Here is a 25,821-nt window from a genome sequence, read left to right as displayed (position 1 = left end):
GCCGGTTGCCGAACGACCCCGGAAGAGGGGGCGCACGACTCTAGCCCCGGACCGCCGGAGGGAACACGGTTCGCTGCATGACACAAACCCGACGGTGAGAACCGAGCACAGTCGTCCACCCCCGCTCCCGGCTGCTGTGCGCAGCCGCCGCTCCGAAGGGCCCGTGTGATCACGTTCGGTCTCCTGAGTACCTATCCGCCCACGCTCTGCGGCCTCGCGTCGTTCACCGCGTCGCTGCGTGCCGCGCTGCCTCCGGGCTCCGCGGGCGGGGTGGTCCGCGCGGTCGAGTCCGCCGACCCCGGAAGCGGCCCCGAAGTGGTCGGGCACCTGGTCGCCGGCTCGCCGGAGAGCTGCCGCGCGGCGGCGGCCCTGCTCGACCGGGACGACGTGGCGATCGTGCAGCACGAATACGGCATCTACGGCGGCGCGGACGGCGAAGACGTCCTGCGCGTCCTCGGGCTGCTGCGCGTACCGGCGATCGTCGTGCTGCACACCGTCCTCAGCGCGCCGACCCCGCACCAGCGCGCGGTCCTTGACGGCGTGCTCGCCGCCGCGGCCGCGGTCGTGGTGATGAGCGAGACCGCGCGCGCCCGGCTCGTCGCCGGGTACGACGTCCCCGAGGGCCGGCTCGTGGTGATCCCGCACGGTGCCCCCGACAACGGTGGCCCGGCGGCGGCGCCGCACCACAGCCAGCACCGCCAGATCCTGACGTGGGGCCTGCTCGGCCCCGGCAAGGGCATCGAATGGGGCATCGAGGCGATGGCCCTGCTGCCCGCCCAGTGGCCGGAGCCGCGCTACCTGGTCGCCGGCCGCACCCATCCGAAGGTGCGAGCGCAGCAGGGGGAAAGCTACCGCCGGTCGCTGCAGCTGCGCACCGAGCGGCTCGGCGTGCGCGACCGGGTCCGGTTCGACTCCCGCTACCTCGCCGCCGCGGCGCTGCGGCGCCTGGTGGCCCAGGCGGAAGTGGTCCTGCTGCCCTACGACTCCCGTGAGCAGGTCACCTCCGGGGTGCTCATCGAAGCCGTCACCTCGCGGACACCGGTCGTGGCGACCCGCTTCCCGCACGCCGTCGAGCTGCTCTCCGGGGGTGCCGGACTGCTCGTGGACCACCGGGATCCGGCGGCCATCGCGCACGCGCTCCAGGAGATCCTCATCGACCGGGCCGCGGCGAGCCGGATTGCCGCGGCCGCCGGGATCGCCGCCCGCAGCCTCGGCTGGGCGTCGGTGGCCGCGCAGTACAGCCGGCTCGGCGCCGAGCTCGTGTCCGCCCGGGCCCGGGTCGTGGCGTGATGCTCGACGACCGTCACCTGCTGCGCATGTCCGACGACGTCGGTCTCCTCGAGCACGCGTGCGGGGCCATCCCGCGTCGCGAGCACGGGTACTGCCTCGACGACGCCGCTCGCGGCCTGGTGGTGCTGAGCCGCGAGCCGGACCTGTCCCCCCGGCTCTCGCGGCTGCAGGAAACGCTCTTCGCCTTCACCGCGCACGCGCACGAAAGCGGCCGCTTCCGCAACCGGCTCGGCTACGACCGCGGCTGGCAGGACGCCCCCGGGCTCGGCGACTGGTGGGGCCGCGCGCTCTGGGGGCTCGGCAGTACCGCCGCGCACGCCGGACGCGCGTGGCTGCGCGCCGAAGCCCATCTGCTGTTCGACGCGGGAGCCCGCCGCCGGTCGCCGGACCTGCGCGCGATGGTGTTCGCCGCGCTGGGCGCCGCCGAGGTGCTCACCCGGTTCCCGGCGGACGAGCAGGCGCCGGCGCTGCTCCGCGACGCCGTCACGACGATCGGGCCGGTCCCACCCGGCCGGGACTGGCCCTGGCCCCAGCCGCGCCTGGAGTACGCCAACGCCGCGGTCGCCGAGGTCCTGGTCGCCGCCGGCGCGTTGCTGCCCGAGCCGGGCGTTCTCGCCGAGGGCCTGCGTGCCTTGGACTGGCTGGTGGACCGGCAGACCCGGGACGGCAGGCTGTCGGTGGTGCCCGCCGGCGGCCGGGCCCGCCACCAGTCGCCGCCGGGGTTCGACCAGCAGCCGATCGAGGTGGCCGCCCTCGCGACGGCCTGCGCGCGGGCCCACTCCGTCACCGGCGACCCCCGCTGGGCGGCCGCCGTGGAGCTGGCCCGTGCCTGGTTCCTGGGCGCCAACGACGCCGGCACGCCGTTGCTGGACCGGGACACCGGTGGCTGCGGTGACGGGCTCCGCGCCGACGGCGTCAACCGCAACCAGGGCGCCGAATCGATGCTGGCGATGCTGGCGACGTTCCAGCTTTCACGTCGTACCGGGGCCGGTGCGCTGACCGGCGCCGGTGCGGCGTGACCGGCGAGAGCGCGGGACTGGTGACCCGGCAGCCCGCCGGGTTCCGGCCCGACCCCACGCGGGTCATGACGAAGCTGTTCGTGCCCGGCGAGGAGGCACCGGAGACCCGGTCGCGGGCGGGGGCGCTGATCGCGCGCATCCTGGCCCTGCCGGACAGTGCGGTCGATTCCACAGTGGACCGGGTACTGGCCGGCTTCTCCGGCCGGCACCGGGATCTGCCGGCGGATCTCGAGCACAACGCGTCGATCATGAGCCACCGGCTCGTCGATCCCCGCTCTCTCGACCCTCGGCGACGGCTCCTGCTCGGCGCGTACTTCACGCACGAGTACGCGGTCGAGGCGGCCGCGCTGTGCAACCCGTCCCTGGTGGCCCACCCCCGGCAGGACGGGCTTTCGCCCGGGCAGGTGCGAGTCGCGCTGAGCCTGCGCGGTATCGGCGAAGGGCACATCTCCTCGATCGGGTTCGCCACCGGCGTCCTGGGGCCCGGGACACGCGCCGAGTGGCATCCCCGGACGGGACCGGTGCGCGTGGGAGAACGCGAACCGGACTCCTGGAGCCGCTCGTGGCTGCGCGCCGCCCTGGACCACGACGACTGCGACAACGAAATCACCGCCACCGTGACCGCGACCCTCCCCGATCCCTTCGGCCGGCACGACCTCGACCACGCGCTCGCGACGCTCGATCCCCGCCTGCTCGAACGCGCCGGGGCGGCGGGCACGACCCAGCACATCCGCGAACTCGCCGCCGCCGGCTACACGGTGCGCTTTCCCGGCGACACCGATCTCGCGCAACGGCTGCTGTGGCCGGTCGGCGCGACCGAAAGCCACGGCATGGAAGACGCCCGCTTCGTCCGCTTCACCGATGACGCGGGCGTGACCGGCTATCGGGCCACCTACACCGCGTACGACGGCGCCGTCGTGACACCGAGGCTGCTGGAAAGTGCCGACCTGACGTCGTTCAGCGCGTTCGCCCTCACCGGGCCGGCCGCCCGCAACAAGGGAATGGCACTGTTCCCCCGGCTCGTCGGCGGCACGCACCTCGCGTTGTGCCGCGGGGACGGGGAAACGATGAGCCTGGCCACCTCGTCCGACGGCCGTTCGTGGTCCGGCGAAGTACCGCTGCACGGGCCGACGGCGGCCTGGGAGCTGCTGCAGGTCGGCAACTGCGGCTCTCCGCTGGAAACACCGGCGGGCTGGCTGGTGCTCACCCACGGCGTCGGCCCGATGCGGACCTACGCCATCGGCGCGCTCCTGCTGGACCTCGCCGACCCGGCCCGGATCGTGGGCGCGCTGCCCGAGCCGCTGCTCCTGCCGGACGAGGACGAGCGTGACGGCTACGTCCCCAACGTCGTCTACTCCTGCGGCGGGATGATCCACGACGGAACGCTCTGGCTGCCCTACGGCAGCAGCGACACCCGGGTGGCACTGGCCACCGTACCGGTGGACGCACTCCTCGCGCGGCTCGAGGAGCCGGCGTGACCGGTCAATGCGGCCGGGAGAGATCGCCGGGGGTGAAAGCCTTGACCGTGTCGGTGACAGGCCCGTCGAGCTCCGTCTTGCGGTCGGCCGGGTAGACCCAGCGCAGCCCGGCCGTCGAACCGGCTCCGATGGACGTGTGCTCGTAGAAGATCCTCCCGTCGCCCAGGTAGCCGGAAACCGCGTAGCCCTCGCTGTCGGCGGTGCGGAAGGTCACCCGGCCGCCGTCCCCCTCCGTCGAGGCGACCAGCCGGGCCAGCTCGTCCGCCGGACGGCGGCCGCCTGAGTTGGTCCCCCACACCGTCAGCGTCGCGCCGAGGTCGTCGCGGGTGAACCGCATCCCCTCGCCGTTCTCCGGGACCCACGAGGACGCCGTGTAGCCCGGCGGCACCTGCGTGGTGAACCCGAAGCGGGCGTTCGTGTAGGTGGTCCCGGCGCCAGGCTTTTCCGACGTCGACGGCGGTGCCGACGACGCGGCCGGTGCCGTCCGGCCCAGCATCGTCCGGAACTTCGGCTGCAGCAGGTCGTCGAGCTCGTCGTACGGCAGTACCACGGTCTCGTTCCCGGCCGCCGTCGCGCAGCCGAGCTCGTACCACAGGATGTCGAACTCGGCCCCGGCCGCGGTGAACCCGAACGTCGCGGCCGGCACGTGGTCACCGCCACCGGGCCGATCCGCGGCGTCCATCGTGACCTGCCGCTCCGTGTCCCCGACCACCGTGGGCACGGTGCAGAAACCGTTCCTCGTGTGCGGCGCCAGCCGCTGGGTCAGCGTCCGCATCCCGGCGACCGTCAGGATCTCGGGCCGGAAGACGTCCTGGGGCCCCAGCACCTGCCCGGTGGTGAGGTCGACGGAGAGCGCTTCGGGGAACCGCCAGGTGGCGTGCCCCAGCACGTCCGAGTCGAGATCGTGTTCGTAGTGCACGGAAAGCAGCCCCGGCTTCTGCAGCAGGACCCGCGCGGACGAACGCATCGCGGCCGTTTCGCCTGCCTGCCGGATCTGCTCGAGCGTGCTCGGCACGGCGACGCCGTCACGCACCGACTTCAGCCGCTTGTCGATCGGCGCCCGCAACGCGTCGTTGACCCGTTGCCGGACCGCGGCGTCCGCACCGCCGGACACCTGCGGGTACTGGAGTTCGTAGCTGATCGGCAGCGCCGGGTCCCGCCCCGACAAGGTCTGCACGGCCACCGACAGCGCCGCCGGCGGCGGGGGCGGGTCCTCCCCGCTCCGGAGGATCACCAGCCCGCCGGCGACCAGTCCGCCGGCGATCGCGACCGCGGCGGCGATCTTGCCCACCATCGCCGCGGTCACCCCCGTCCCGGAGACCCCGGCCGTCACTCCCGCCCCGGCGCCGGCCGCCGCGACCGGCGCGGCAGCCGTACCGGCGGCCGTCAGGAGCGCCAGCGGTGTCAGCGCCGTCAGCGCCGCGGCCGAGGTGGCCAGCCGCTTCCAGCCGCGCTTCTCCCAGTTCTTCCCGTAGGTCTCGCGGGCGACGGCTTCCAGCTCGGTCACGAAGGCGTCCGCCGTCGCCGGGCGCCACGCCGGGTCCTTCGCCATGCCCCGCGCGATCAGCGGGCGCAGCGGCTCGGGCACCGCTTCCAGTGGCACCGCCGCGGTCCCGTGCAGGGCGCGCAGCTGCTCGCTCGTGTCCGCCTCGAACGGCCGGTGCCCGGTGACGCACTGGTAGAACACGCACGTGGCCGCGTACACGTCGGTGGCGGGCCGGCCAGGCTGACCGGCCCACTGCTCCGGGGCCATGTAGGCGGGCGAACCGGCGGTCAGTCCGTTGTGGCCGTCCAAAGTGGCCAGTCCGAAGTCGACCAGCTTCGACTCGCCTTCCCGTGACACCAGCACGTTCCCCGGCTTGTAGTCCCGGTGCACCACGCCGGCCGCGTGCGCGTCGGCGAGGCCGAGCAGCGAGCCCTTCAGGATCGCCAGCGCCGCCTCGGGCGCCAGGACGTTCTCCGCCACCAGCAGGGCGCGCAGCGACACGCCGGGCACCGCCTCCATGACGAGCGCGGCACCCTGCGGCGTCTCGACGAAGTCGAAGAGCCGGACGACGTGCGGGCTCCGCACGCCGGACAGCAGCCACGCCTCCTGCCGGAACCCGGCCACGATCCGCGCGTCGGCGAGGAAGTCCGCGCGCAGGTACTTGATCGCCGCCATCTTCCCCGTGGCTTCGTGCTTGGCCAGCACGACCCGCCCGAAACCGCCGGTGCCGAGCACGTCCACTTCGGCGTACCCGGGCACGTTCCAGGTGTCGTTCATCCCCGCCGGTTTCCCCTCACCGTGAGCCTTGCTTCGCGGAGGACATCCGACCACGATCCACCGGGGTCCACCACCCGAAAGTGGCACCCGGTCCGGGACAGTGGCCGGTTCCGGCCATCCGGGGCCCGAGGTCCCGGGATCACCCCACAGTGGCCGCCGCCGCCGCTTATGCTGCCCCCGTTCCCGACTCGAAGGGTGTTCCGTGTCCGCTCGCGCACTACCGTTCCTGACCGCGGGCGTCGTCGCCCTGGTGATCGCCGGATGTTCGGGCGGGGTGACCGGCTCCGCGGCACCGGCGCCGTCGAGCACCGCCACGCCGCCGACCTCCGCCGCGCCGGCCTCGGCCTCCGCAACGACGCAGCAACCCGCGACCACGCCGCGATCCACCCCGGCGAAGCCGGCCGGCGCGGTCGAGCGGTACGAAGCCTACTTGCACGCCGTGGGCGAGGAAGACGTCACGACGGCCTGCGAGATCGCCGCGCCCGCCGCCAAGAAGGCGGAAGACGAAGGCTTCGGGCCGTGCGAGAAGACACTTCCGATCAGTTTCGCGATGTTCTCCGCCGGGCAGCGGAAAGCACTGCTGAGCGCCACCGTGGACCGGGGCCGCGTCACCGAGAGCGCGACGAGGGTCGACATCCCCGCCAAGGCGGTGCAGGCCGGCGTCAAGTTCACCAGCAGCGACCTGGGCGACGCCGTCCTGGAGCTGCGCGGCGGCAAGTGGTACATCACCGACTGACCGGGCGTCCTCATCGGACGGTCAGCCGGTGGACCACGGCCGCGCGTCGGTCATCAGGCCGATCATGCCCGCCACGAGCCGCATCTCCTCCACCGTCCGGATGTCGGCCTCGACGAGCCGGGGCGAGCACACCAGGATCGCCAGCGCCTGCGCCCGGGACAGGGCCACGTTGAGCCGGTTGCGGGACAACAGGAAGTCGAGCCCGCGGGGCAGGTCGATCGCCGACGACGACGTCATCGTGGTGATCACCACCGGCGCTTCCTGACCCTGGAACCGGTCGACCGTGCCCACCCGGACTCCGGGGAACCCCGCTTCGCCGAGTGCCCGGATCACCGTCCGCGCCTGCAGGTTGTAGGGCGCCACGACGACGATGTCGGCGTCCCCGAGCGGCCGGGTCGTGCCGTGGTCGGTCCACGAGCGACCGTGCAGGCCGGCCACGATTCCGGTGACGGCGGCGGCTTCCTCCACCGATCGGGTGGTGTTGCCGTGGTGGTCGACCTCGGCCAGGTACAGCCCCGCGGCGACGCCGTCCAGGCCGCGGCCGGCGGCCGTGGGGTGGGCGTGCAGCCGGCCGGCGTAGGACAGGTTCGACACCGGCTCGCACACGGCCGGGTGCATGCGCCGCGTCTCGTCGAGGAAGTAGCCCAGCGACGCCGGCATGATGTCGGCCTCGCCGATCACGTGCCCCAGCGCGGACGCCTCCGCGCCCGCGGGGTGCGTGCCCTGCACGACCTGGGGCAGCTGCTGCGGATCGCCCAGCAGCAGGACGTTCTTCGCGCACATCGACACGGCGAGCGCGTCCGCGAGGGCGAACTGGCCGGCCTCGTCGATGATCAGCAGGTCGAAGGGCTCCTCCCGGATCGCGGCGTTGGCGAACGTCCACGCCGTCCCGCCGACCAGGTGCCCGTCGGTGTGCTCGTCGCGCCACTTCACCAGCGCCGGGTTGCTCTTCGGCTGCTCCCACGGCGCGGCCGGGTCCGGGGTCTTCTTCGCCCGCTTGGCGCACGGCAGGTCCGGCGCGCTCTTCTTCGCCGCGCTCAGCACGTTTTCGACGGCTTTGTGGCTCGTGGAGGTGACCGCGACGGTCCGCCCGGCGCGCACGAGCCGGGCGATCAGCTTGCCCGCGAGGTACGTCTTGCCCGCCCCCGGCGGTCCCTGCACCGCGAGCGCGGACCCGTCGAGCTCCTCGACCGCGTCGATCACCGCGGCGACCAGGTCCTCCCCCGGTTCCGGCAGCGCGGCGCCCATGCGCAGCCGCGGCGCGGTCCGGCGGAGCAGGTCGACGCCGGGGTGCCGCGGCAGCTCCGGGAGCGCGTCGACGACCAGGCGGGCGAGGTCGGCGACCGCCTCGTCCTTGGGCGAGGGCCGCACCGGGCTGCCGGGCAGCACCGCGACCGGCCGGTCCGCCGTGGTGGCGTCGGGCGGGCTGCTCTCCTCCAGCGTCAGCTCCACGGCCGACGCGGCGACGACCTTGGCGTCCCGCGCGGTGGCGCCGTAGCGCAGCCGCACTTCGTCGCCCGGGGTGAACGGGTGCGGCCGGTCCGGGTCGCACGCGACGAGCAGGGTCCGCTTCGCGGTGCGGACGCGCCCGGCGGGTGGCACCCACTCCCCCGCTTCGAGGGACACCGGCACGGCGCACGCGGTGTCGATCTCGAGGTCGCCGAGCGGGGCGGCGAGCCGGCGGAAGTACTCCCACCACGCGGGGTTCGTCTCGCGGCGGTGGTAGCCGACCGACGCCGCGAGCAGCGCGCGGGCCCGCTCGTCACCGGTGAAGTCGCCCGGATCGTCCGGCAGCCCGTCGAGCAGCGGGTCGACCAGCGCGGCCAGCTGCGCGGCGCGTTCGGCGCGGCGCTCGGCGGCGACGTCCTCCTCGGCCGCGCGCAGCAGCGCGTCCTCGGCGGACTCTTCCTCCGGCACCGGCACGTCGATCCCGGCATCGGCGCGGACCTGGTGGAGGAATTCGAACAGCCGCCGGGCCGAAACGCAGTCGTACTCGGTGTTTTCGCCGATGCCGCGCAGGACCTCGCCCGCCCGCTCCGGCTCACCCGAGCGCGCGTACGCCAGGTACTCCTCGTACGCCTCGACGTCGGACATCACGGCCTTCGTACCGCCGTCGCGGGCGCCGGGCTGGAAGAGCGGCTCGAGGTGCCGGATCGAGTACGACCGCTGCGACACGCGCATCGCCTTGCGCACCACCGCGTGCAGGTCCACGACCGCCCCGCTGCGCAGCAGGTGGTCGACGGTCTCCTCACGGGTGCCGTGCACGGCCGCGAGCCGCTTGATCGCGGTGACTTCGTAGGGCGCGTAGTGGTAGATGTGCGACCCGGGGTGTTCTTCGACCCGCGCCGCGGCGAAGTCGACGAACTCCTCGAACGCCTGCTTCTCCTCGGCGCGGCTGTGCGCCCAGAACGGCGTGAACCGCCGGTCGTCCTCCGCGGTGAGCGCGCCGAAGAGGTACTCGAGCCCTTCGCCCGACAACGCGTGCGGATCACCCGCCAGGTCGAGGAACACGTCCCCCGGCGCGGGGGCCGGCAGGCCGGCGAGCGCACCGGGTTCGACGACCTCGTAGGCGACCTCGCCGGTGGCGTCCTGCCGGACCTGGAGCGCGGCCTGGGCGCGCAGGGTCTCGAACGCCGTGACGGACAGGTCGCGCGGCCGGTCGCCCGGCACGGCCGCGGCCAGCGCGTCGATCGAGCCCAGCCCGGCGGCGGCCAGCTTGCGGCGCTGGTCACCGCGCATCCCGGCCACGAGCGAAAGGTCGCGGTCGGCTTCGCGGGCCGACGAGCAGTGCTGGGCGAAGCCGCAGCCGGCACAGGCCGGCCGTTCGTCGGCCCACAGGCGGGCCGGCAGCTCCGGCGCCCGGCCGCGCAGCCGGGCCCGCAGGCGGTTCACCACCGGCAGGAAGTCCTCGACCCGCAACGTCCGGGTGCTGCCGTCGCCGAGGCCCAGGTGCAGGTGGGGCCCGGCCGGCCACCCGGCCCGCCGCACCGCGTCGGCGCAGGCGGTCAGCTCCACCACCGCGGCGGGCTTCGCCTGCCGAGCCGGCTTCGCGCCGTAGACCTCGTAGCGGCCTTCGGCGTCCCGGACCAGGAAGTCCGCGCACCCCGAGAACTCGCCGTCGCCGACGACGGCCCGGTGGATCACCGGCACCCCCGACCGCACCGCCTCCTCGGTGGCTTTCGCGGCCGCCACCGGGTCCCGGACGTCGATCACGACCACGTCGCGCCCTTCGCCGCGGAACCGGGCGAGCAGCGCCGCCACGGCCGCGCGACCCCGCCGCACCTCCGGCTGGTCGGGCCCGGGGCCGGGCCGCGGCGCTCCCGGCAGGCCCGCGGCCAGCGCCTGGTTCAGCACGCTGCGGTGCTCGCATTCGAGCAGGTCGGCGAGATCGGCTGGGGTGTCCATCGCCGCGGAGTCTGACACGGGCGGCGACCCCGGCCGGAGCGCCGCGCACCCGACACGCCGACCGCCGGAGGGCGCCGGCCGGCCGGCTCGCGGCGGCGAGCGCGCAGACCAGGTGGGCGCGTGTCGGTTCCCGCGACGGCTGCGGCGACCCCGGCGCCCAGGGCGGACCTTTCACGGGAAAGTGCGGCTTCCGGATACCGCTGCCGGAGCCGCACTTTCACGTGAAAGTGCGGCTTCTGGATACCGCTGCCGGAACCGGTCGGCTGCCGGGCGCCGGTTCGCGCGGAACGGCGGAACCGTGGGTGTGACCGCGCGTCGCCGCCACCTGGCCGGGTGGGCACCGCCGGGTGGCGCAATCCGTCGGTTTCCGCCCGGCAGCCGGCCGGACGGTGTTAGTTTCCGTCCGGCCGGATGCTGCCCGAGCGAGGTGTAACAGTGACCGTGACATTGCACGCGGACAAGTTCGCCGCCTACCTGCGCATGTTGAAGGACCGCAGCGGGCAGGGCTACGAACGGCTCGGCCGGCAGGCCGGGGCCAGTGGCTCCAGCCTGCACCGGTACTGCTCGGGCAAGAGCGTGCCCGCCGACTACCGCGTGGTCCACTCGTTCGCCAAGGTCTGCGGCGCGTCCGCGGAGGAGCTGCGCGAACTGCACCAGCTGTGGGCCCTGGCCGACGCCGCCCGGGACGACGAGGTGCCGTCGGAGCACGCCGAACCACCAGCGGACGTCGCGCCGCGGCGGCACAGGCGCGCGTACGCGGCGGTGGCCGTCGCGATCGCGGTGCTGCTGGCCGGCGGCCTGGTCTGGGTCACCGCCGACGGGTCCGAACCGGCTCCCGGCCGCTACGCCGACCGGATGCTGTTCTCCCCCGCGTGCCGGCCCCCGGTGAGCATGGGCCAGCACGACGAGTGCGTCACCGAGGTGCAGAACCTGCTGGTCTCCGCGCAGGGACGGCTTTCGGTCGACGGCTCGTTCGGCCCCGAGACGCTGCGCCGGGTCACCGCGTTCCAGGTGCTGGCCGGCCTGCCCGCGCGCGGCGTCGTCGACGAGGCCACCAAGACCGCGTTGTACGACCACCGGACCAGCCTGGCGGGCTGGTCGGCGGCCATGGTGGAGCAGCGGGTCCGGGCCGTGTTCACCGAGGCGCCGGACACCGCGGTCGCGATCGCCCGCTGCGCGTCGTTCCTCGATCCGCTGTGGGTGCTGCCGAACACGAACGGCAGCCGCAACTGGGGGATCTTCCAGATCTCCGACGCCCGCCTGCTGGACCTGGGCGGCACGCCGCGCCAGGCGTTCGACCCGGTCTGGAACATCGACGCGGCGCACCGCCTGTGGAGCGCGCACCACGACTTCCACGACTGGCCGTCCTGCTCGGCGGCCCTCCAGAACCCGCAGGCGCACTGAGCAGGGCGGAACCCGCGCCCTCCGCGAGGGGCGGCCCGGGTGAACGGGCCGGAGGGTGCGGGTTCCGCGGCACGCTGACGCCGGAAACCCCCGAGGGCGGGGTTTCCGGCGTCAGACCCCCAGTCGCCGGTCAGACCGTGCCGTTCTCCCACCACCACGCGCGGCCGAGGTCGGCCCGGCTGTCCACGTGCTGGTGGTCGGTGTTGTAGGTCTCCAGGCCGGAGAACCCGCTGGTCTCGGCCTTCTGGTAGACGGTCTTGTTGGCCACGCCCGGCACGTCCAGGTCGGCCGCGGTGCCGTACATGTGCATGCTGTCGCTGGCGCCGCCGATCTCCGCGTTGTGCGCGATGCTGCGGAACCCGGAGTTCACCGTGATCGCCTTGTTCCCGAGCTTCTTGCGCACCGCTTCCAGCTTGTACATGCAGCGGCGGGCGTTCTCCTTGGCGGTGGCCGCGCTGACCTTGCCGCCGTTGAAGGTGCCGCTGACCCGGTCGGTGAACTCGCTGAAGTTGAAGTGCGCGGTGGACCCGTCGCTCTGCTCCAGCGCGTTGAGCGCGGACTGGGTGGCCGGGCCGGCCTGGCCGTCCGCGCCCAGGCCGTAGGCCGCCTGGAACCGGCGGACCGCCGCCGCCGTGCCGGGGCCGAACTCGCCGTCGATCGAGACCCGGCTGTGGCTGGGGCTGTCGGCCGCCCAGCCCGCCACCCGGATCTGGAGCTCGGTGACGTCGGCGCCCGTGCTGCCCTCGGCCAGGGTGCGGGACCACGGGTACGCCTGGGCGGTGCCCGAAAGCAGCAGCGGGGTGACCGCCGCGGTCGCGCCGAGCACCACCGCGCCGCGCAGTACCGTGCGGCGGCTCATGGGGAGTCTCATTCTCGTCCTTTCCTAACGGGGAATCAGCGGTTGGCGAGCTGGTCGAGAGCGGCCTGGGTGCCGTTGAAGACGTCACCGGTCGCCGGCGCGGGAATGCCGTCGGCGATGGCCGCGTCGGTGTACTGCCACATCAGCCAGGTCGACGACCCGGCGGGCAGCGCCGGCTGCGTGACGGACTGGCGGTAGTCGGCGAGCTGCATCGGATAGCCGGACAGGGCCGTGGTGCCGCCCAGACAGGCGTCCAGGAACGACTTCTGGGTGTAGATGATCGGGGTCCGGCCGAACGCCGCGGCCACCTTGTCCAGCCACGCCTTGGCGTCGGCGACGGTGACGTACGGCGGGCAGCCGCCGGAGCCGTCGTCCTTCCACTCCAGGTCGAACACGGGCGGCAGGTCGCCGGCGCGCTTGCCGGTGTACCCGGTGGCCCGCACGGCGGCGATGAACCGGTCCGCCTGCGCGCCGCCGGTGTTGGCCGCGGTGCCGGTGTAGAAGTGGTACGGCCCCACGGCCAGGCCGGCGGTGCGGGCGGCGGGCAGGTCCGTGGCCAGGTACTCGTCGGTGACGTTCAGGCCGCGGGTCGCCTTGACGGTCGCGAACTCGACCCCGGACGCCTTCACCGCGCCCCAGTTGATCGGCGCGCCACCGGGGTGCTGGTACTTCGCCGTGTCGACGCCGTCGATCGGGTGCCCGGCGGGCTTCGGCGGCGTGCAGTAGGCGTTGCGGCTGGACCAGTCGCTGACCTTCGCCCACGTGGTGGGCCCGGCGACGCCGTCGGCACTGGCGTTGACGCAGTGCTGGAACTGGATCACCCGGTTGCGGGTGCCGTCACCGAAGTTGCCGTCGACCGTCAGCGGCGGGTAGTGGCCCGGCTCCATGGCGAGGTTCAGCCGGCACTGGAGTTCCTTGACGTCCGTGCCGGTGGACCCGCTCTGCAGGGTCGGCCGCGCCGTGGAGAAGCCGCACACCACGCTCTGCGCGGTGTCGGAGGTGCCTGGGGTGGCGCACTTCTTCGGGTGCGCGGCCCACGAGTTCAGCGCGGCCCACGTGTTCGGCCCGATTTCGCCGTCCACGCTCAAGGCGGCGCAGCGCTGGAAGACGCGGACCCGGGCATCGGTCGCCGCGCCGAAGGAGCCGTCCGCGCCGATGGGCGTGTACCGGCTCGCCTTGGTGGCCAGGTTCAGCTGGCACTGGGCTTCGACGACCTCGGCGCCGGTCGACCCCTGTTTCAGGGTGGGCTGGGCACTGGTGTGCCCGCACACCGCGACGGCGTCGGCCGCGGCGGTGGCGGTGGCGGCGGTGGCGGTGGCGGCGGTCGCGGCGGGGAACACCAGCAGCACCGCGACGGCCAGAGCGAGTCTTTGCATGGCGAGGAGGCTGGCAGTGGCCGGCCCGCCGGTCGCCGGTCGGCGGCCGACTCGGGACGCCGGGACAGTCCCACCGCACCGGACCAGCGGGAACGCCACCCCCGTGGGACACGGCTGGGACGCCTTCCGCCGTCCCGCTACTGCCTCGCGAGCGCCCAGGGCATGAGTTTCCCGGCGAGCGCCCGGCTGAACGGGCTCACCAGCGTCTGCAGTTCGGCGCAGGCGGGCTCGCCGATGTGGGCGTAGGGAGTCACGCTGTTTTCGTCGGTCGCCTTCTCGATCTCAGCCCGGCGGGCCGCGCCGGCGGGGGTGAACGTCAGGACGGCGTCGTCGGTGAGCCAGTCCCGCTCGCGGAGGCCGGCGACGGCCCGGGTCCAGTCGTCCTCGGACCACGACCGGGAGGTGCGCAGGGTTTCGGCGGGGATGGCGCCGGAAGCGGCGTGGGTGACGAGGGCTTCGATGCCGCGCAGGCCGGCCGTCAGCAGGGCGGCGATGTGCGCGTCGCCGCGGTACTCGCGGAGCAGGGTCTGCGCGTGCCACAGAACCAGGTGGGGTTCGTCGGGCCACGGCAGGGCCGCGTGGGCGGCGAAGAGCGGGCGGCCGGTGACGTCGCCGGTGACCGTCTCGGCGGCCTCACGCAGGAGGGCGGCCGCTCGGCGCATCTCGGGCGAGGTGATCGCGTCGCCGAGGATGCCGCGCAACGCCTGGTCGGCCGCGGCGTAGCGCGCGGCGAGGACGGCGGCCGGGTCGGTGGTGGACCAGGCGGTGCTGATCGACGCCTCGACGAGGGCCGGGTTGAAGTTGTAGAAGGTCGCGACCACGACCGGCGCCGGAACCGCGCCGAGCGCCGCCGACCGCGACGCGAAATAGCCGGCGCGGCCGGTGAGACCGAGCTTCCCGTAGGCGGCCGCGGCTTCCGGGGCGAAGTAGATCATTCCGTGGTAGGGCTCGAGAAATCGCCAGGTCCGGCGCGCCGCTTCGATCACGCGGCGAACATACCATCCGGTCGGTACGGCGTGGGTCGTGCTGATCCGGGCCCGCCCACCGCCGGTCGTCGGCCGCACCGGCACGCACGGCCGCCGGGCTCGCCCGTGGTCCATACGGGTGAACCGGGAAAATCGGGTTATCCGGGCCGGGCGGGGGAAACCCGGCGATTCCGCGCCCGGCAGCCCGGCCGCCGCGTACTTCCCGGAAGGTCACCAGTGTTCCGTCACACGACGCTCCTGCAGTTCGAAGCCAAGCCCGACAAGCCCGACGCCGTCTTCGCCCACAAGCTCCAGGAGCTGATCGGCGGTGCCTGCGGCGAGCTGACCGTCGCGATGCAGTACCTGTTCCAGGGCTGGAACTGCCGGATCGAGGGCAAGTACAAGGACCTGATCATGGACACGGCCACCGAGGAGCTCGGGCACGTCGAAATGCTCGCCACGATGGTCGCCCGCCTGCTGGAAGGCGCTCCCGCCACCGTGACGGCGGAGGCCGCGAAAGACCCCGCGATGGCCGCGGTGCTCGGCGGGATGGACCTCCAGCAGGTGATCGTCGCCGGCGGCGGCGCACTGCCCGCCGACAGCAACGGCACCCCCTGGAACGGCAAGTACATCATCGCCTCCGGCAACCTCCTCGCCGACTTCCGCTCCAACGTCGCCGCCGAAGCCCAGGGCCGGCTGCAGACCGCCCGGCTCTACAACATGACCGACGACCCCGGCGTCAAGGCCATGCTGCAGTTCAACCTCGCCCGCGACACCGTCCACCAGAAGCAGTGGCTGGCCGCGATCGAAGAGCTGGAAGCCGACCGCCTCGAAGGCCCGATCGTCCCGGACGCCCTGTTCGACGAGGAGAACCAGGACCACAACAACGCGATCTGGCACCTCTCCGACGGCCCGGACGGCCCGAAGGCCGACTGGAGCTACCACGGCTCGGCGATCGGCTACGTCACCGACCCGAAGCCCCTCGGCGGACCGGGGACGGCACCCAAGCCGGATCCCGCGCTGTACGGCACCTACTCCCCCACGATGAACGCCGCCGGGACGGTCAAGGGAAAGGCGAAGTCCGCCAAGAACAAGCGAAAGTGACCGATCGCCGAAACCCACCGGCAGCCGGCACGCCGGTTTATCCACTGGATCGGCGGGTAGCCGAACAGTGGCCGTGCACTGCGAGTGCGGTATCCCGAAAACAAAGAGAAGGAGCGACCGCGGCATGAGCACGATCACCAAGTCCGTCGACGTCGAAGCCGACGTGAGCACCGTCTACAACCAGTGGACCCAGTTCGCCGACTTCCCCCGCTTCATGGAAGGCGTCGACCGCATCGAGCAGGTGGACAACACCCACACCCACTGGACCATCAGCGTCGCCGGCGTCACCAGGCAGTTCGACGCCACGATCACCGAGCAGAACCGCGACGAGCGGGTCGCCTGGAAGTCCGACTCCGGCCCCAACCACGCCGGCGTCGTCACCGTGCACCGTCTGGACGACACCAGCACGCGGGTCACGGTCCAGATGGACATCGACCCCGAAGGCTTCGTCGAGAACGCCGCCGACAAGCTCGGCATCCTCGACCACCGGGTCCAGGGCGACCTCGACCGGTTCAAGAAGTTCATCGAGGTCCGCGACGGCCACGAGACCGGCGCCTGGCGCGGCGACGTCGACCGTCCCGGCCAGCACACCGCGAAGTAACACCAGCACCGCGGCCGGTCCTCCCGAGAACCACTCTCGGGAGGGCCGGCCGTTCGGCGTGGGCCGGTTCGCTTTCGCAGGAAGGTCTCCCGGGCCGCCCACTGTCCGAAGTGGACCGGTCGGTCGCGGAGGCCGGCCGGCCTCCCCGGACATCTCGGCTAGTGTCGCGCGCGTCCGAGGTTCGTTGATAGCGCTGCGGCGAGTGCGAACGTCTTGAATGAGTCATTCAGGTCTTCGGAGGTCCTGAATGACTCATTCAAGACGTTTGGTCCGGGTTACCAGGTCTGGTGCGGGCGATCGTGCGGCTGCGCATGCCCTTTCCCTGAACAGCTCGGCGAGGTCCGCGCGGAGCCCGGGCCGGTCTCCTCCTCGTCGTCGGGCGGGGCGAGCCCGCGGTCGAGTGGATGGGTCGAGGTGATCTCCGGGACCACCGACGGCGGGGCGAGCCCGCGGTCCAAGGTTTCGGCGGGCCGGGCTTCTCCGGGCACGTCAGTGCGGTCCGGCTCTTCTCGATCGTTCGTCATGACCGGCGGATACCCGAATCCCCGGCCGCTACCCGGGGAGAAGGCGCGCGTCAGGGCACCGGGCTCGTCCACACCAGCCGGGTGCCGCCCGCGGCCGGGCGTTCGAGCCGCAGCGATCCGCCCGCTTCCGCGGCGCGCTGCTCGAGGTTGCGGAGCCCGCTGCGTGCCACGGCTTCCGGCATGCCGATCCCCGAGTCCGAAACCTCGACGACCAGGTCGCCGTCCAGGGAAACGGTGACCGTCAGCTCCGCCGCGCGTGCGTGGCGCAGGACGTTGCTGACCGCTTCGCGGACGACCGCCTCCGCGTGCTCCGCCAGGCCCGCGGGCACCCGGTCGATCGCGCCCGACAGCCGTACCGTCGTGTGGATCGCGGAATCCGCGGTCGTGTCGGTGATCGCGTTCTGCAGACGCGTGCGCAGGCGCCGGCCCGCTCCCGGCTGGGCGTGCAAGGCGAAGATCGCGCTGCGGATCTCCTCGATGACGTCCTGGAGCTGGTCGATGTGCTGGGTGAGCCGGGCGGTCACCGCGGGCGAGGCCGACCGGCGGCGGGTGCCTTCGATGCCGAGGCCGACCGCGAACAGCCGCTGGATGACGTGGTCGTGCAGGTCGCGGGCGATCCGGTCGCGGTCCACCACCACGTCCAGCTCCCGCCGTGCGGCCTGGCTTTCGGCGTCCCGCAGGGCCAGCGCGGCCTGGTCGGCGAAGGCGGACACGAGCTGGAGCTCGTGCTCGCCGAACCGCGCCGCGCCGGGCGCGCGGATCGCCAGGAGCACCGCCGCACCCGAGCGCGAGCCGGAGCGCAGCCGGACCGCCAGCGCCGGCCCGAGGTCCATGCCCAGGTCGTACGCCAGGGCCGGCACGTTGCGCGGCACGTGGTCGCGCAGGACCGCGCCCGAGGTCGACCCGTCGAGCGGGATCCGGCGGCCGGTCAGCACCTCGGCGTCGGGCCCCGCGCACACCGTCACGGCCAGTGGGCCACCGGGCGCCACGGGCAGCGCGATGAGCGCGTCGTCGGCGCCGGTGAGCTCGGCGGCGCGGCTCGCGACCAGGCGCAGCACCGCGTGGACGTCGGTGCCGCCCAGCAGCTCGGCGGAGATCTCGCCGGTCGCTTCCAGCCATCGCTGCCGGCTCCGGCTCTCCTCGTAGAGCCGCGCGTTGTCCACGGCGAACCCGGCGGCCGCCGCCAGCGCCACGATCGCGCGCTCGTCGTCGGCGGTGAAGGGCTGCTCTCCGCCGAGGTAGAGCCGGCCGAGGATCGTGCCCCGCACCACCAGCGGGACACCGAGGAAGGCCCGCATCGGCGGGTGGCCCGGCGGGAATCCCTGCGCGCCCAGCTCGGGCAGGCGCACCGGAACCCGGCCGGTCACCAGGTCGCCGAGCAGCCCGTGACCGTCCGGGGGCGGGCCGATCCGGTCCCGGGTGGCGGCGTCGACGCCGGTGACGGCGAACGCGGTCGTCCGGCCGTCCTCGTCGAGCAGGGCCAGCGCGCCGTACCGGGCGCCGACCAGGCCGGCCGCGGCGGTCACGATCCGCTGCAGCGTGGTTTCGAGCTCCAAACCGGCGGAAAAGGCCAGGACGGCCGCCGGCAGCGCGTCCATCCGGTCCCGGCCCGACGGCGTTTCCTCGGGCATGTCCCCACAGTGGCACGGCGGTCCGGCGCGTGGCGGCATCCGGGAGAACCGAACCGCGTTCGCAACCGGCGACCTTCGCCCGGCCACGGGTGCCGTTCGGCACTTGGCTCCCGCCGCGGCCGCGGCGGACGGTGAGGGGCGTCCGGGAACCCAGGAGTTCGGAGCCGTCCATGAAGACCGGTGTCATGCCCGTCGGGCACCTCAGCGCGAGCCAGGTGCGGTCCGTCCTCCTCGCGGCCACGGCTCCCCCGCCGCTGCGGAACGCGCGGCCATGGCGGTTCCAGTGCACGCCGGACGCCATCGAGCTGTACGCGGATCCGCTCACCACCGGCACCGACAGCGAACAGCGGGAACGCCTGCTGGACTGCGGGGCGGCCCTGCTGAACCTGCGGCTGGCGATCAAGGCGCAGGGCAGCCACGCCGACGTACGGCTGTTCCCCTCGGCGGGCCGGCCCGACCTGCTCGCCGTCGTGCGCCCGGAGGGCTACGAGACGATCGCGCCGCACGACGGGGAGCTCGTGGCGGCCATCGCCGACCGGCAGAGCAACCGGCGGCCCTTCACCACCGCCGTGGTCCCGGCCGTGGTGCAGCGGCAGCTGCGGCGGGCGGCGGAAGTGGAACGCGCGTGGCTGGCCACCATCACCGCCGACCAGGTACCGCAGCTGCGGGAGATCATGCGCCACGCGGAAGTCCCGCCGGCGACACCGGGGCCCGGCGGCGGAACGGACCTCGACGTCGAACCCGACCGGCTGGTCGTGGTCATCGGTTCACTGCACGACACCGCGCTCGGCCGGTTCCAGTCCGGTCAGGCCATGCAGCGGGTCCTGCTGACCGCCACCGCCGCGGGACTCTCGGCGGCGCTCTCCTCCCAGCCGATGGCCGCGCCGGCGACCCGGCGCGAGCTGCGGCAGCTGCTCGGCGGCGGGCTCTGGCCCCAGATCATGCTGCGCCTCGGGCACGGCGCCGCGGTGCAGTCCTTGGCGCGGACGCCGCTCGAGGACATCGTGATCAGCGACGAGCATCCGTACTCGGCCGGTCGTCCGGACGGCGGTGCGAACCGTGGATTCCGGTGACCAGGACCGCCGCCTGGGACCGCCGCTCCAGCCCGAGCTTCGCCAGCAGGCGGGACACGTAGTTCTTGACGGTCTTCTCGGCCAGGAACATCCGCTCGGCGATCTGCCGGTTCGTCAGGCTTTCCCCCAGGAGGTCCAGCAGGACGAGCTCCTGCTCGCTCAGCCCCGCCAGCGGGCCCGGTTCCCCGGTGCCGGCCCGCAGCTCGGCCACGAGCGCGGCGACCGCCCGGCCGTCCAGCAGCGTCTCGCCCGCCCCCACCCGGCGGATGGCGTCGACCAGCTGCAGCCCCTTCACGTCCTTGATCACGTACCCCTCGGCGCCGGCCCGGACCGCTTCCACCATCGAATCCTCGTCGGTGAAGGAGGTCAGCATCAGGCACCGCAGGCCGGGCAGGGCCGCACGCAGGTCACGGCACAGCGCCACCCCGTTCCCGTCGGGCAGCCGGACGTCCAGCACCGCCACGTCCGGCCGCAGCGCGGGCACCCTGGCCATGGCCTCGGCCACCGAAGAAGCCTGCCCGACGACCTTCAGGTCGCCTTCGTCGTCGATCAGCTCGGCGACCCCGCGCCGCACGAGTTCGTGGTCGTCGACCAGGAAGACGGTGATGACGGGCAGGTCGCGCTGCATGCTGTCATCCACCGCCCCAGGCTACGCCCGCCCGCGCGCCGGACGACCCCGGAACAGAGGTCGCGCGACTCTAGGCCGCGCCGCAGGCGAGGAGCACGGTGACGGGATGACACAGATCCAGCACAGGCCCGATCATCACGTCAAGAGCGCCGTCACCGATGAGCTCGCCTGGACCCCCAGCGTCAACGCCGAAGAAATCGGCGTGACCGTCGCAAGCGGGGTCGCGACGCTGTCCGGGCACGTCGGCACGTACCCCGAGAAGGAAGAGGCCCTGCGCGCCGCGGCCCGCGTCCACGGCGTGGTCACCACCGTGGACAAGATCCTCGTGCGGCACGGCCACGGTGCGCCCGAGGACGTGGATCTCGCCCGGGAAGCCATGATCGTGTTCGACCGCCGGACGGTCCTCGTGCCGAAGGACTCGGTGCAGGTCGACGTGCGCGACCGGGTGATCACGCTGCGCGGGTCGGTGGACTGGCACCACCAGCGCGAAGCCGCCCGCCAGGCGGTGGCCGCGCTCCCCGGGATCAGCGGGGTGCGGAACCTGATCACGCTGCGGCCTTCGCCGGGAGTGCCCTCGGCCGAGATCAAGACGAAGATCGTCGCGGCACTGGCCCGGCACGCCCCGGGCCTCGAGCAGCACGTCGAGGTCGGCGTCGACGACGGGCAGGTCACCCTCACCGGCGCCGTCCTCACCCCGGCCGAACGCCGTTCGGCCGAGCAGACCGCGTGGTTCGCGCGCGGCGTGACCGCGGTCGACAACCAGGTGATGCTTTCCGGCTGAGCCCTCCCCCGGCGGAACACCTAGTGTCGCGCGTCCGAGGTTCGTTGACCGGGGCCAGGCAGCGCGCGCTGCCGGGCGGAATCGTCCGACTGGGGCATGACAGCGAGGTGTCGATGGAGGATTTGGGACGCCGAGTGGCCAGAATCCTCCATCAACGGGCCCCCGAGGCCCCCTGCCGTGACGCGACCCCGACGGCGGAACCGTCGCCGGAGTTTCAGTGGGCGAACCCGTTCCAGCGTCAAACAACTTGCAACTCAGGACACTAGCCCGCCGGGTGACCATCGGGCTTTCGCGCCCACAGTTCGACGACCACCTTCCGGCGCCGGGCTTCGCCATCGTCGACGGCTCGCTCGAGGGCGGGTTCGCCCGGCGGCCGGGCGTCGAGGATGTCCTGTGCCCGCACCAGGTTCGGCGGGGTGTCGGGCGCCGCGGTGCGGGGGCGCACCGGCACCCAGGTGGTGCTCGTGTGCTCGTCGCGGAGGCTGGGACCCGCGATCGTGCCGAACAGGTCGTGCGCGGCCACGGCGGAGCGCCGGCGGTAGCGCACCTGCCAGCCCGGCGGGTAACCGCCTCCGTGGCGCGCCGGCCAGTGCCGGTCCGTGCCGGGACCATCGCCCGTACCCATGCTCCCACCTCGGTTGGCTCGACGATCATCTCTGCCGGGGGCGTCCATTCAGGACAGAGGGAGCCGTCGAGGCTCGATCCCGACGACGTCGCGGTCCGGAATCCAGACCGTGTGACCACCGTCCAGCGGGGAAAGCGGGATCGTTTCGAGGCCGGTGCGCGGATCCCGCACCGGTGATCCGACGACCACCCCGGCCAGGCAGCTGCCAGACGGCGGACCGGGTGCCCGGCCACGCCGGTAGGTGAGGACCCAGCCCACCGGGTACTCGTCGTAGAGGTCGTCCACCCCTGATTCCACGGCAAACCCCGATTCGGTCGACGGATCGTCCGCCGGGGTCCGGGGCGGTGCTCCAGACTACGCCCGGACCACGGCCGATCGGCAGCGCCAGCCGGGTGGTCCTGACTGCCGGACCCCACCCAGGTCCTCTGTGGACGGTCGACCGGACATCACGGCCGGATCGGGCGTTTCGCCGGCAGCGCGAGCCGGAAGATCTTCCGCGCCACGGAACCGAGCTGACGCGACAGGGAACCCGTGTTGTACGGCAGGCCGTAACGCTCGCAGATTTCCCGCACCTCGGCGGCCATCCGCGGGTAGCGGTGACTCGGCAGGTCCGGGAACAGGTGGTGCTCGATCTGGTGACTCAGGTTGCCCGAAAGCACGTGGAACACCGGGCTCCCGGTGATGTTCGCCGAGCCGAGCATCTGGCGCAGGTACCACTGCCCCCGGCTCTCGTCTTCGCTCTCTTCTTCGGTGAACACCTCGGCCCCGTCGGGGAAGTGGCCGCAGAAGATGATCGAGAACGCCCAGAGGTTGCGCACCACGTTGGCGGTGACGTTCGCCGTCAGCGTCAACGGCGCCAGCGGCCCCGTGAGCAGCGGGTGGACCACGTAGTCCCGGCCGGCCTGCCGGGCGACCTTGCGCAGCATCGGCTTCAGCAGCGGCCGGACGTCCGCCCAGTGCCGGCGGCCCTGCACGATCCGGTCGACCTCCAGGTCGTGCAGCATGATGCCGTACTCGAAGAACAGCGCCTGCGCGGCCGCGTAGACCGGGTTGCCCAGGTAGTACGGGTGCCAGGGCTGGTCGTCGGTGATCCGCAGGATGCCGTAGCCCACGTCCCGGTCCTGGCCGAGGATGTTGGTGTAGGTGTGGTGCATGAAGTTGTGCGAGCGGCGCCACTGTTCGCCCGGGCAGACCATGTCCCACTCGAACGTCCGCGAGTTCAGCGCGGGGTCCTTCATCCAGTCGTACTGGCCGTGCATGACGTTGTGCCCGATCTCCATGTTGTCGAGGATCTTCGACAGCGCCAGCGCCGCCACCCCGCCCGCCCACGCCGGCGGGAACCACCCGGCGAACAGCAGGAGCCGGCCGGAAACTTCACAGAACCGTTGCACCGCGACGACGTTGTGGATGTAGTCGGCGTCTTCCGCGCCGAGGTCGGCGGCGACCCGCAGGCGCAGCTCGTCGAGCTCGATGCCGAGCTTCTCGATCTCGGCGTGGCCGAGTTCCTTGGCACTGGTCGTCATCAGCGGATTCTCCTCGGGTGGAGCCGTTTTCCGGATCGCCGTGGTCCAGGGCCGGACCCCACCCTATGCCCCGGCGACCGCGGCGCACTGGGCCAGGCGGGTGGTGCCGCATCGTTTTCACGGGCGCCACAAGCGCGTAACCAGCCGGTTTGCCGGTCCATTGTGGACCTCAGCGGGCGACCTCGGTCGGCCGGCGGGGTTCGCGGTGCAGCAGGGCGAGCGCCTCGGTGTCGGCGACCGCGGGGAACTTCCGGTAGCTGTTGCGGACCGCGTGCAGCCAGGGCAGCGGGCGCAGGCAGACGAATTCGTCGGCCTCGCGGGCGAGCCGGTCGAGGACGGGGGCCTGGGCCACCGGGACGGCCAGCACGACCCGGCCGACCTGGCGGGCCCGCAGGACGCTGATCGCCGTGTGCGCGGTCGTGCCCGTGGCAGCGCCGTCGTCGGCCAGGACGACGGTCCGGCCCGCGATCGGCACCGGCGCGACGTCGCGCCGGTAGACCGCGACCTGCCGGGCCAGCCCGGCCCGCGCCCGGTCGGCCAGCCGGGTGAGCTCCACCGCCGCGATGTCGAACCGGCGGATGGCATCGTGGTCCCAGACGAGCAGACCCCCTTCACCGACGGCGCCGAGCAGCACCGGCGGCGGTCCGGCGGCCTCGATCCGCTGGGTGAGCAGGACGTCCAGCGGCGCGCCGAGCACGTCGGCGATCTGGGCGGCCACCACCAGCCCGCCCTCGGACAGGCCGAGCACGACGGCCCGGCCGCCACGGAGCTGACGCAGGCGCAGGGCCAGCCGTTCACCGGCTTCCCGGCGATCACGGAACCGCATGGGAACTCCCGGGGTCGAAGACGGAGGGCCGTCTCCGCCTCCACGGTACGCGCTCCCGGGCCGCCGGGCGCCGGTCTGCGCCCGGCGGTAGCCCGATATCCACAATGGACAGCCCGGTACCGCGGTCCCGCTCAGGTGGCCGACGGCGCCAGCACCGCCGTGGGCGCGAGCCGGCGTTCGGCCAGCGCGCGGGCCACGTCGCTGAGCCGGACGTTGTTGCGCCGGGCGTACCCGCGCAACGCCGCGAAGGCCGCTTCCATGCTCAGCTGCCCGCTGACCGCGAGCACACCCTTGGCCTGCTCGATGATCACCCGGCTGTTCAACGCCGTCTGCAGCTGCTCGGACAGGACCTCGCCCTGGCGGACCGCCCGTTCGTGCAGGATGCCGATGGTCGCGCTGTCGGCCAGGCCCTGCGCGAGCGCGACGTCGTCGGTCGACAGCTCCCCCGGGTTGCGCCCGAAGAGGTTCAGCGCCCCGATCGTCTGCTTGCGCAGGCGCAAGGGCACCGCGTGCACCGACGCGAACCCCTCCTTGGCCGCCTCGGCCGCGAACCGCGGCCACCGCCCCGCCTGCGCGGCGATGTCGGCCACCAGCACCGGCGTGCTGGTGGTGAAGCACTCGACGCACGGGCCCTCGTCGATGTCGAGCTGGAACAGTTCGAGCAGCCGTGCCTGCTCGGTGGAGGAAGCCAGCACCTGCAGGCCACCCCGCTCGTCGGCCAGTGTCAGTCCCGCCGCCGCGACGTCGAGCAGCTCGACGCACTGCTGCACCAACGTGTGCAGCAGATCCGCGACGTCGTAATCGTCGACCAGCGTGTCCGCCAGCGCGACGAACGCCCTCGTCACCTGTCGTTCACGGTCGGCCATGCCCACCATCTCCCGGTTTCTCGGCTACGTCCATGGTGACCCTCACCGGAACTCCTCGTCCAATTTCGTCCGCCCGGCCACGATGTCGCCCGCGACCTCGAGCAGCGGACGGCCGTGCCCGAACGCGTACGCCCGCAGCCGGGCCAGTGCGGCGGAAGCGGGCAGGTCCAGGTGCGAGATGAGCATCCCGGTGGCCTGGTGCACCTCCCGGTACCGCATGCCCGCGCCTTCCATCCACCGCCCGTCCCCGTCGAGCCAGCGGCCACCGCCTGCCGAGAGCCCCGACATCGCGAGCGCCGCGATGTCGGCCACCTGCAGTGCGGTCGACAGCTCGCCGGCACTCAGCGAGCCCGGCGTCGCCCGGTAGGTGTCGAGGGTCGCCACCCGCACGGCCCCGATCTGCACCGGGAAAGTGAACAGCGCGGCCACCGGCTGCGCCGCGGCCTCGGCGGCGAACACCGGCCACGCCGGGGGCGGCCCGGCGAGCAGGTCCGGCACCAGGACCGGCCCGCCGGCGACGTACGCCTCGAAACACGGACCTTCACCGAGGGAAAACTGCAATTCCGCCAGCGCCGCGCTCACCGCGTCACTCGCGTACACGACTTCGCGGTTTCCGGCGTCGGCCATCACCGAGACCGCGGCACCGTCCACCGGCAGCAGGCGCACGCACGCCCGGCACACCCGGCCCACGACGTCGACGCCGCCACCGGCACTGACCTCGCCCAGCGCGGCGAGCACGCTCGCGCGCAGGACTTCGACATCAGCCACCACGGGTCCCCGACCGGCGAACGCCGCGCTGCCACATCCGGTCCCTTTCGAGTCGATGTTCGTGGTCGCCCCACCG

Annotated in this window: 23 protein-coding genes; 9 read left to right on the top strand and 14 right to left on the bottom strand. The window is 73.1% G+C overall.

The window, feature by feature from the left end:
* Positions 1-165 precede the first annotated feature (165 nt).
* The 3 genes from QQ657_RS33830 to QQ657_RS33820 are packed head-to-tail and all read left to right on the top strand — an operon-like array spanning position 166 to position 3,787.
* Positions 166-1,290 (top strand): glycosyltransferase, encoded by a 1,125-nt coding sequence (locus tag QQ657_RS33830; RefSeq protein ID WP_284746362.1) that lies wholly within the window; start codon positions 166-168, stop codon positions 1,288-1,290.
* On the top strand, positions 1,290-2,309 hold the full coding sequence (locus QQ657_RS33825; RefSeq protein ID WP_284746361.1) for a hypothetical protein: 1,020 nt from the start codon (positions 1,290-1,292) through the stop codon (positions 2,307-2,309). The genes QQ657_RS33830 and QQ657_RS33825 overlap by 1 nt, the downstream gene beginning before the upstream one ends.
* Complete coding sequence (locus QQ657_RS33820) at positions 2,306-3,787, top strand: glycoside hydrolase family 130 protein (protein ID WP_284746360.1); 1,482 nt, start codon at positions 2,306-2,308, stop codon at positions 3,785-3,787. Before QQ657_RS33825 ends, QQ657_RS33820 begins: the two co-directional genes overlap by 4 nt.
* Positions 3,788-3,791: 4 nt before the next feature.
* Here the strand turns inward: QQ657_RS33820 and QQ657_RS33815 are convergent, their stop codons facing one another.
* Complete coding sequence (locus tag QQ657_RS33815) at positions 3,792-6,050, bottom strand: protein kinase domain-containing protein (protein ID WP_284746359.1); 2,259 nt, start codon at positions 6,048-6,050, stop codon at positions 3,792-3,794.
* 202 nt (positions 6,051-6,252) lie between these two features.
* Between QQ657_RS33815 and QQ657_RS33810 the strand changes: the two genes are divergently transcribed.
* Positions 6,253-6,786, top strand: a complete 534-nt coding sequence (locus tag QQ657_RS33810; RefSeq protein WP_284746358.1) for a hypothetical protein — start codon at positions 6,253-6,255, stop codon at positions 6,784-6,786.
* Between the two features lie 21 nt (positions 6,787-6,807).
* Here the strand turns inward: QQ657_RS33810 and QQ657_RS33805 are convergent, their stop codons facing one another.
* Positions 6,808-10,191 (bottom strand): TM0106 family RecB-like putative nuclease, encoded by a 3,384-nt coding sequence (locus QQ657_RS33805; RefSeq protein ID WP_284746357.1) that lies wholly within the window; start codon positions 10,189-10,191, stop codon positions 6,808-6,810.
* 435 nt (positions 10,192-10,626) lie between these two features.
* On the opposite strand from QQ657_RS33805, the gene QQ657_RS33800 reads away from it, so the two are divergent.
* Positions 10,627-11,595: a helix-turn-helix domain-containing protein gene (locus tag QQ657_RS33800; protein ID WP_284746356.1), complete on the top strand. Its 969-nt coding sequence runs from the start codon at positions 10,627-10,629 to the stop codon at positions 11,593-11,595.
* A gap of 130 nt (positions 11,596-11,725) precedes the next feature.
* Here the strand turns inward: QQ657_RS33800 and QQ657_RS33795 are convergent, their stop codons facing one another.
* The 3 genes from QQ657_RS33795 to QQ657_RS33785 form a co-directional block, all read right to left on the bottom strand.
* Positions 11,726-12,454 carry a D-Ala-D-Ala carboxypeptidase family metallohydrolase gene (locus QQ657_RS33795; RefSeq protein WP_284746355.1) on the bottom strand — a complete coding sequence of 243 codons (729 nt, stop codon included), beginning with the start codon at positions 12,452-12,454 and terminating at the stop codon, positions 11,726-11,728.
* Positions 12,455-12,489: 35 nt separating this feature from the next.
* Positions 12,490-13,830 (bottom strand): GH25 family lysozyme, encoded by a 1,341-nt coding sequence (locus QQ657_RS33790; protein ID WP_284746354.1) that lies wholly within the window; start codon positions 13,828-13,830, stop codon positions 12,490-12,492.
* A 137-nt stretch (positions 13,831-13,967) separates the two neighbouring features.
* The gene (locus QQ657_RS33785) at positions 13,968-14,816 is read right to left on the bottom strand and encodes an SCO6745 family protein (RefSeq protein ID WP_284746353.1); all 849 of its coding nucleotides are present in this window, start codon (positions 14,814-14,816) and stop codon (positions 13,968-13,970) included.
* Positions 14,817-15,032: 216 nt separating this feature from the next.
* Here QQ657_RS33785 and QQ657_RS33780 point away from each other — a divergent pair, with 216 nt between their 5' ends.
* Positions 15,033-15,899 carry a manganese catalase gene (locus tag QQ657_RS33780; protein ID WP_284746352.1) on the top strand — a complete coding sequence of 289 codons (867 nt, stop codon included), beginning with the start codon at positions 15,033-15,035 and terminating at the stop codon, positions 15,897-15,899.
* 124 nt (positions 15,900-16,023) lie between these two features.
* Complete coding sequence (locus QQ657_RS33775) at positions 16,024-16,500, top strand: SRPBCC family protein (protein ID WP_284746351.1); 477 nt, start codon at positions 16,024-16,026, stop codon at positions 16,498-16,500.
* A 275-nt stretch (positions 16,501-16,775) separates the two neighbouring features.
* On the opposite strand, the gene QQ657_RS33770 is transcribed toward QQ657_RS33775, so the two are convergent.
* Entirely contained in the window at positions 16,776-17,024 is a 249-nt protein-coding gene (locus tag QQ657_RS33770) for a hypothetical protein (protein WP_284746350.1), read from the bottom strand.
* A gap of 50 nt (positions 17,025-17,074) precedes the next feature.
* Positions 17,075-18,655 (bottom strand): GAF domain-containing sensor histidine kinase, encoded by a 1,581-nt coding sequence (locus QQ657_RS33765; protein WP_284746349.1) that lies wholly within the window; start codon positions 18,653-18,655, stop codon positions 17,075-17,077.
* A gap of 170 nt (positions 18,656-18,825) precedes the next feature.
* Between QQ657_RS33765 and QQ657_RS33760 the strand changes: the two genes are divergently transcribed.
* Complete coding sequence (locus tag QQ657_RS33760) at positions 18,826-19,728, top strand: nitroreductase family protein (RefSeq protein WP_284746348.1); 903 nt, start codon at positions 18,826-18,828, stop codon at positions 19,726-19,728.
* Here QQ657_RS33760 and QQ657_RS33755 read toward each other — a convergent pair.
* Positions 19,664-20,356: a response regulator gene (locus QQ657_RS33755; RefSeq protein ID WP_284746429.1), complete on the bottom strand. Its 693-nt coding sequence runs from the start codon at positions 20,354-20,356 to the stop codon at positions 19,664-19,666. The two genes, QQ657_RS33760 and QQ657_RS33755, sit on opposite strands and share 65 nt — an antisense overlap.
* A 106-nt stretch (positions 20,357-20,462) precedes the next feature.
* Between QQ657_RS33755 and QQ657_RS33750 the strand changes: the two genes are divergently transcribed.
* Positions 20,463-21,137 (top strand): BON domain-containing protein, encoded by a 675-nt coding sequence (locus QQ657_RS33750; protein WP_284746347.1) that lies wholly within the window; start codon positions 20,463-20,465, stop codon positions 21,135-21,137.
* A gap of 262 nt (positions 21,138-21,399) precedes the next feature.
* Here QQ657_RS33750 and QQ657_RS33745 read toward each other — a convergent pair whose 3' ends face one another.
* The 6 genes from QQ657_RS33745 to QQ657_RS33720 all read right to left on the bottom strand — a co-directional run bounded on the left by QQ657_RS33745 (position 21,400) and on the right by QQ657_RS33720 (position 25,745).
* Entirely contained in the window at positions 21,400-21,762 is a 363-nt protein-coding gene (locus tag QQ657_RS33745; RefSeq protein ID WP_284746346.1) for a hypothetical protein, read from the bottom strand.
* Between the two features lie 48 nt (positions 21,763-21,810).
* A complete protein-coding gene (locus QQ657_RS33740; RefSeq protein ID WP_284746345.1) occupies positions 21,811-22,047 on the bottom strand; it encodes a hypothetical protein in 237 nt (78 codons plus the stop codon).
* A gap of 161 nt (positions 22,048-22,208) precedes the next feature.
* Positions 22,209-23,285: a fatty acid desaturase family protein gene (locus QQ657_RS33735; RefSeq protein ID WP_284746344.1), complete on the bottom strand. Its 1,077-nt coding sequence runs from the start codon at positions 23,283-23,285 to the stop codon at positions 22,209-22,211.
* A 169-nt stretch (positions 23,286-23,454) separates the two neighbouring features.
* The gene (locus QQ657_RS33730; RefSeq protein WP_284746343.1) at positions 23,455-24,111 is read right to left on the bottom strand and encodes a phosphoribosyltransferase; all 657 of its coding nucleotides are present in this window, start codon (positions 24,109-24,111) and stop codon (positions 23,455-23,457) included.
* A gap of 131 nt (positions 24,112-24,242) precedes the next feature.
* Positions 24,243-24,977, bottom strand: coding sequence for a GAF and ANTAR domain-containing protein (locus tag QQ657_RS33725; RefSeq protein ID WP_284746342.1), 735 nt, complete (start codon positions 24,975-24,977; stop codon positions 24,243-24,245).
* Between the two features lie 42 nt (positions 24,978-25,019).
* Complete coding sequence (locus QQ657_RS33720; protein WP_284746341.1) at positions 25,020-25,745, bottom strand: GAF domain-containing protein; 726 nt, start codon at positions 25,743-25,745, stop codon at positions 25,020-25,022.
* Positions 25,746-25,821: the final 76 nt, after the last annotated feature.

Origin of the sequence: Amycolatopsis ponsaeliensis, assembly GCF_030182635.1 — a bacterium.
Classification (GTDB): Bacteria; Actinomycetota; Actinomycetes; order Mycobacteriales; family Pseudonocardiaceae; genus Amycolatopsis; species Amycolatopsis ponsaeliensis.
The sequence above is the reverse complement of the archived record's forward strand: the minus strand, read 5'-3'. Positions and strand labels throughout refer to the sequence as shown.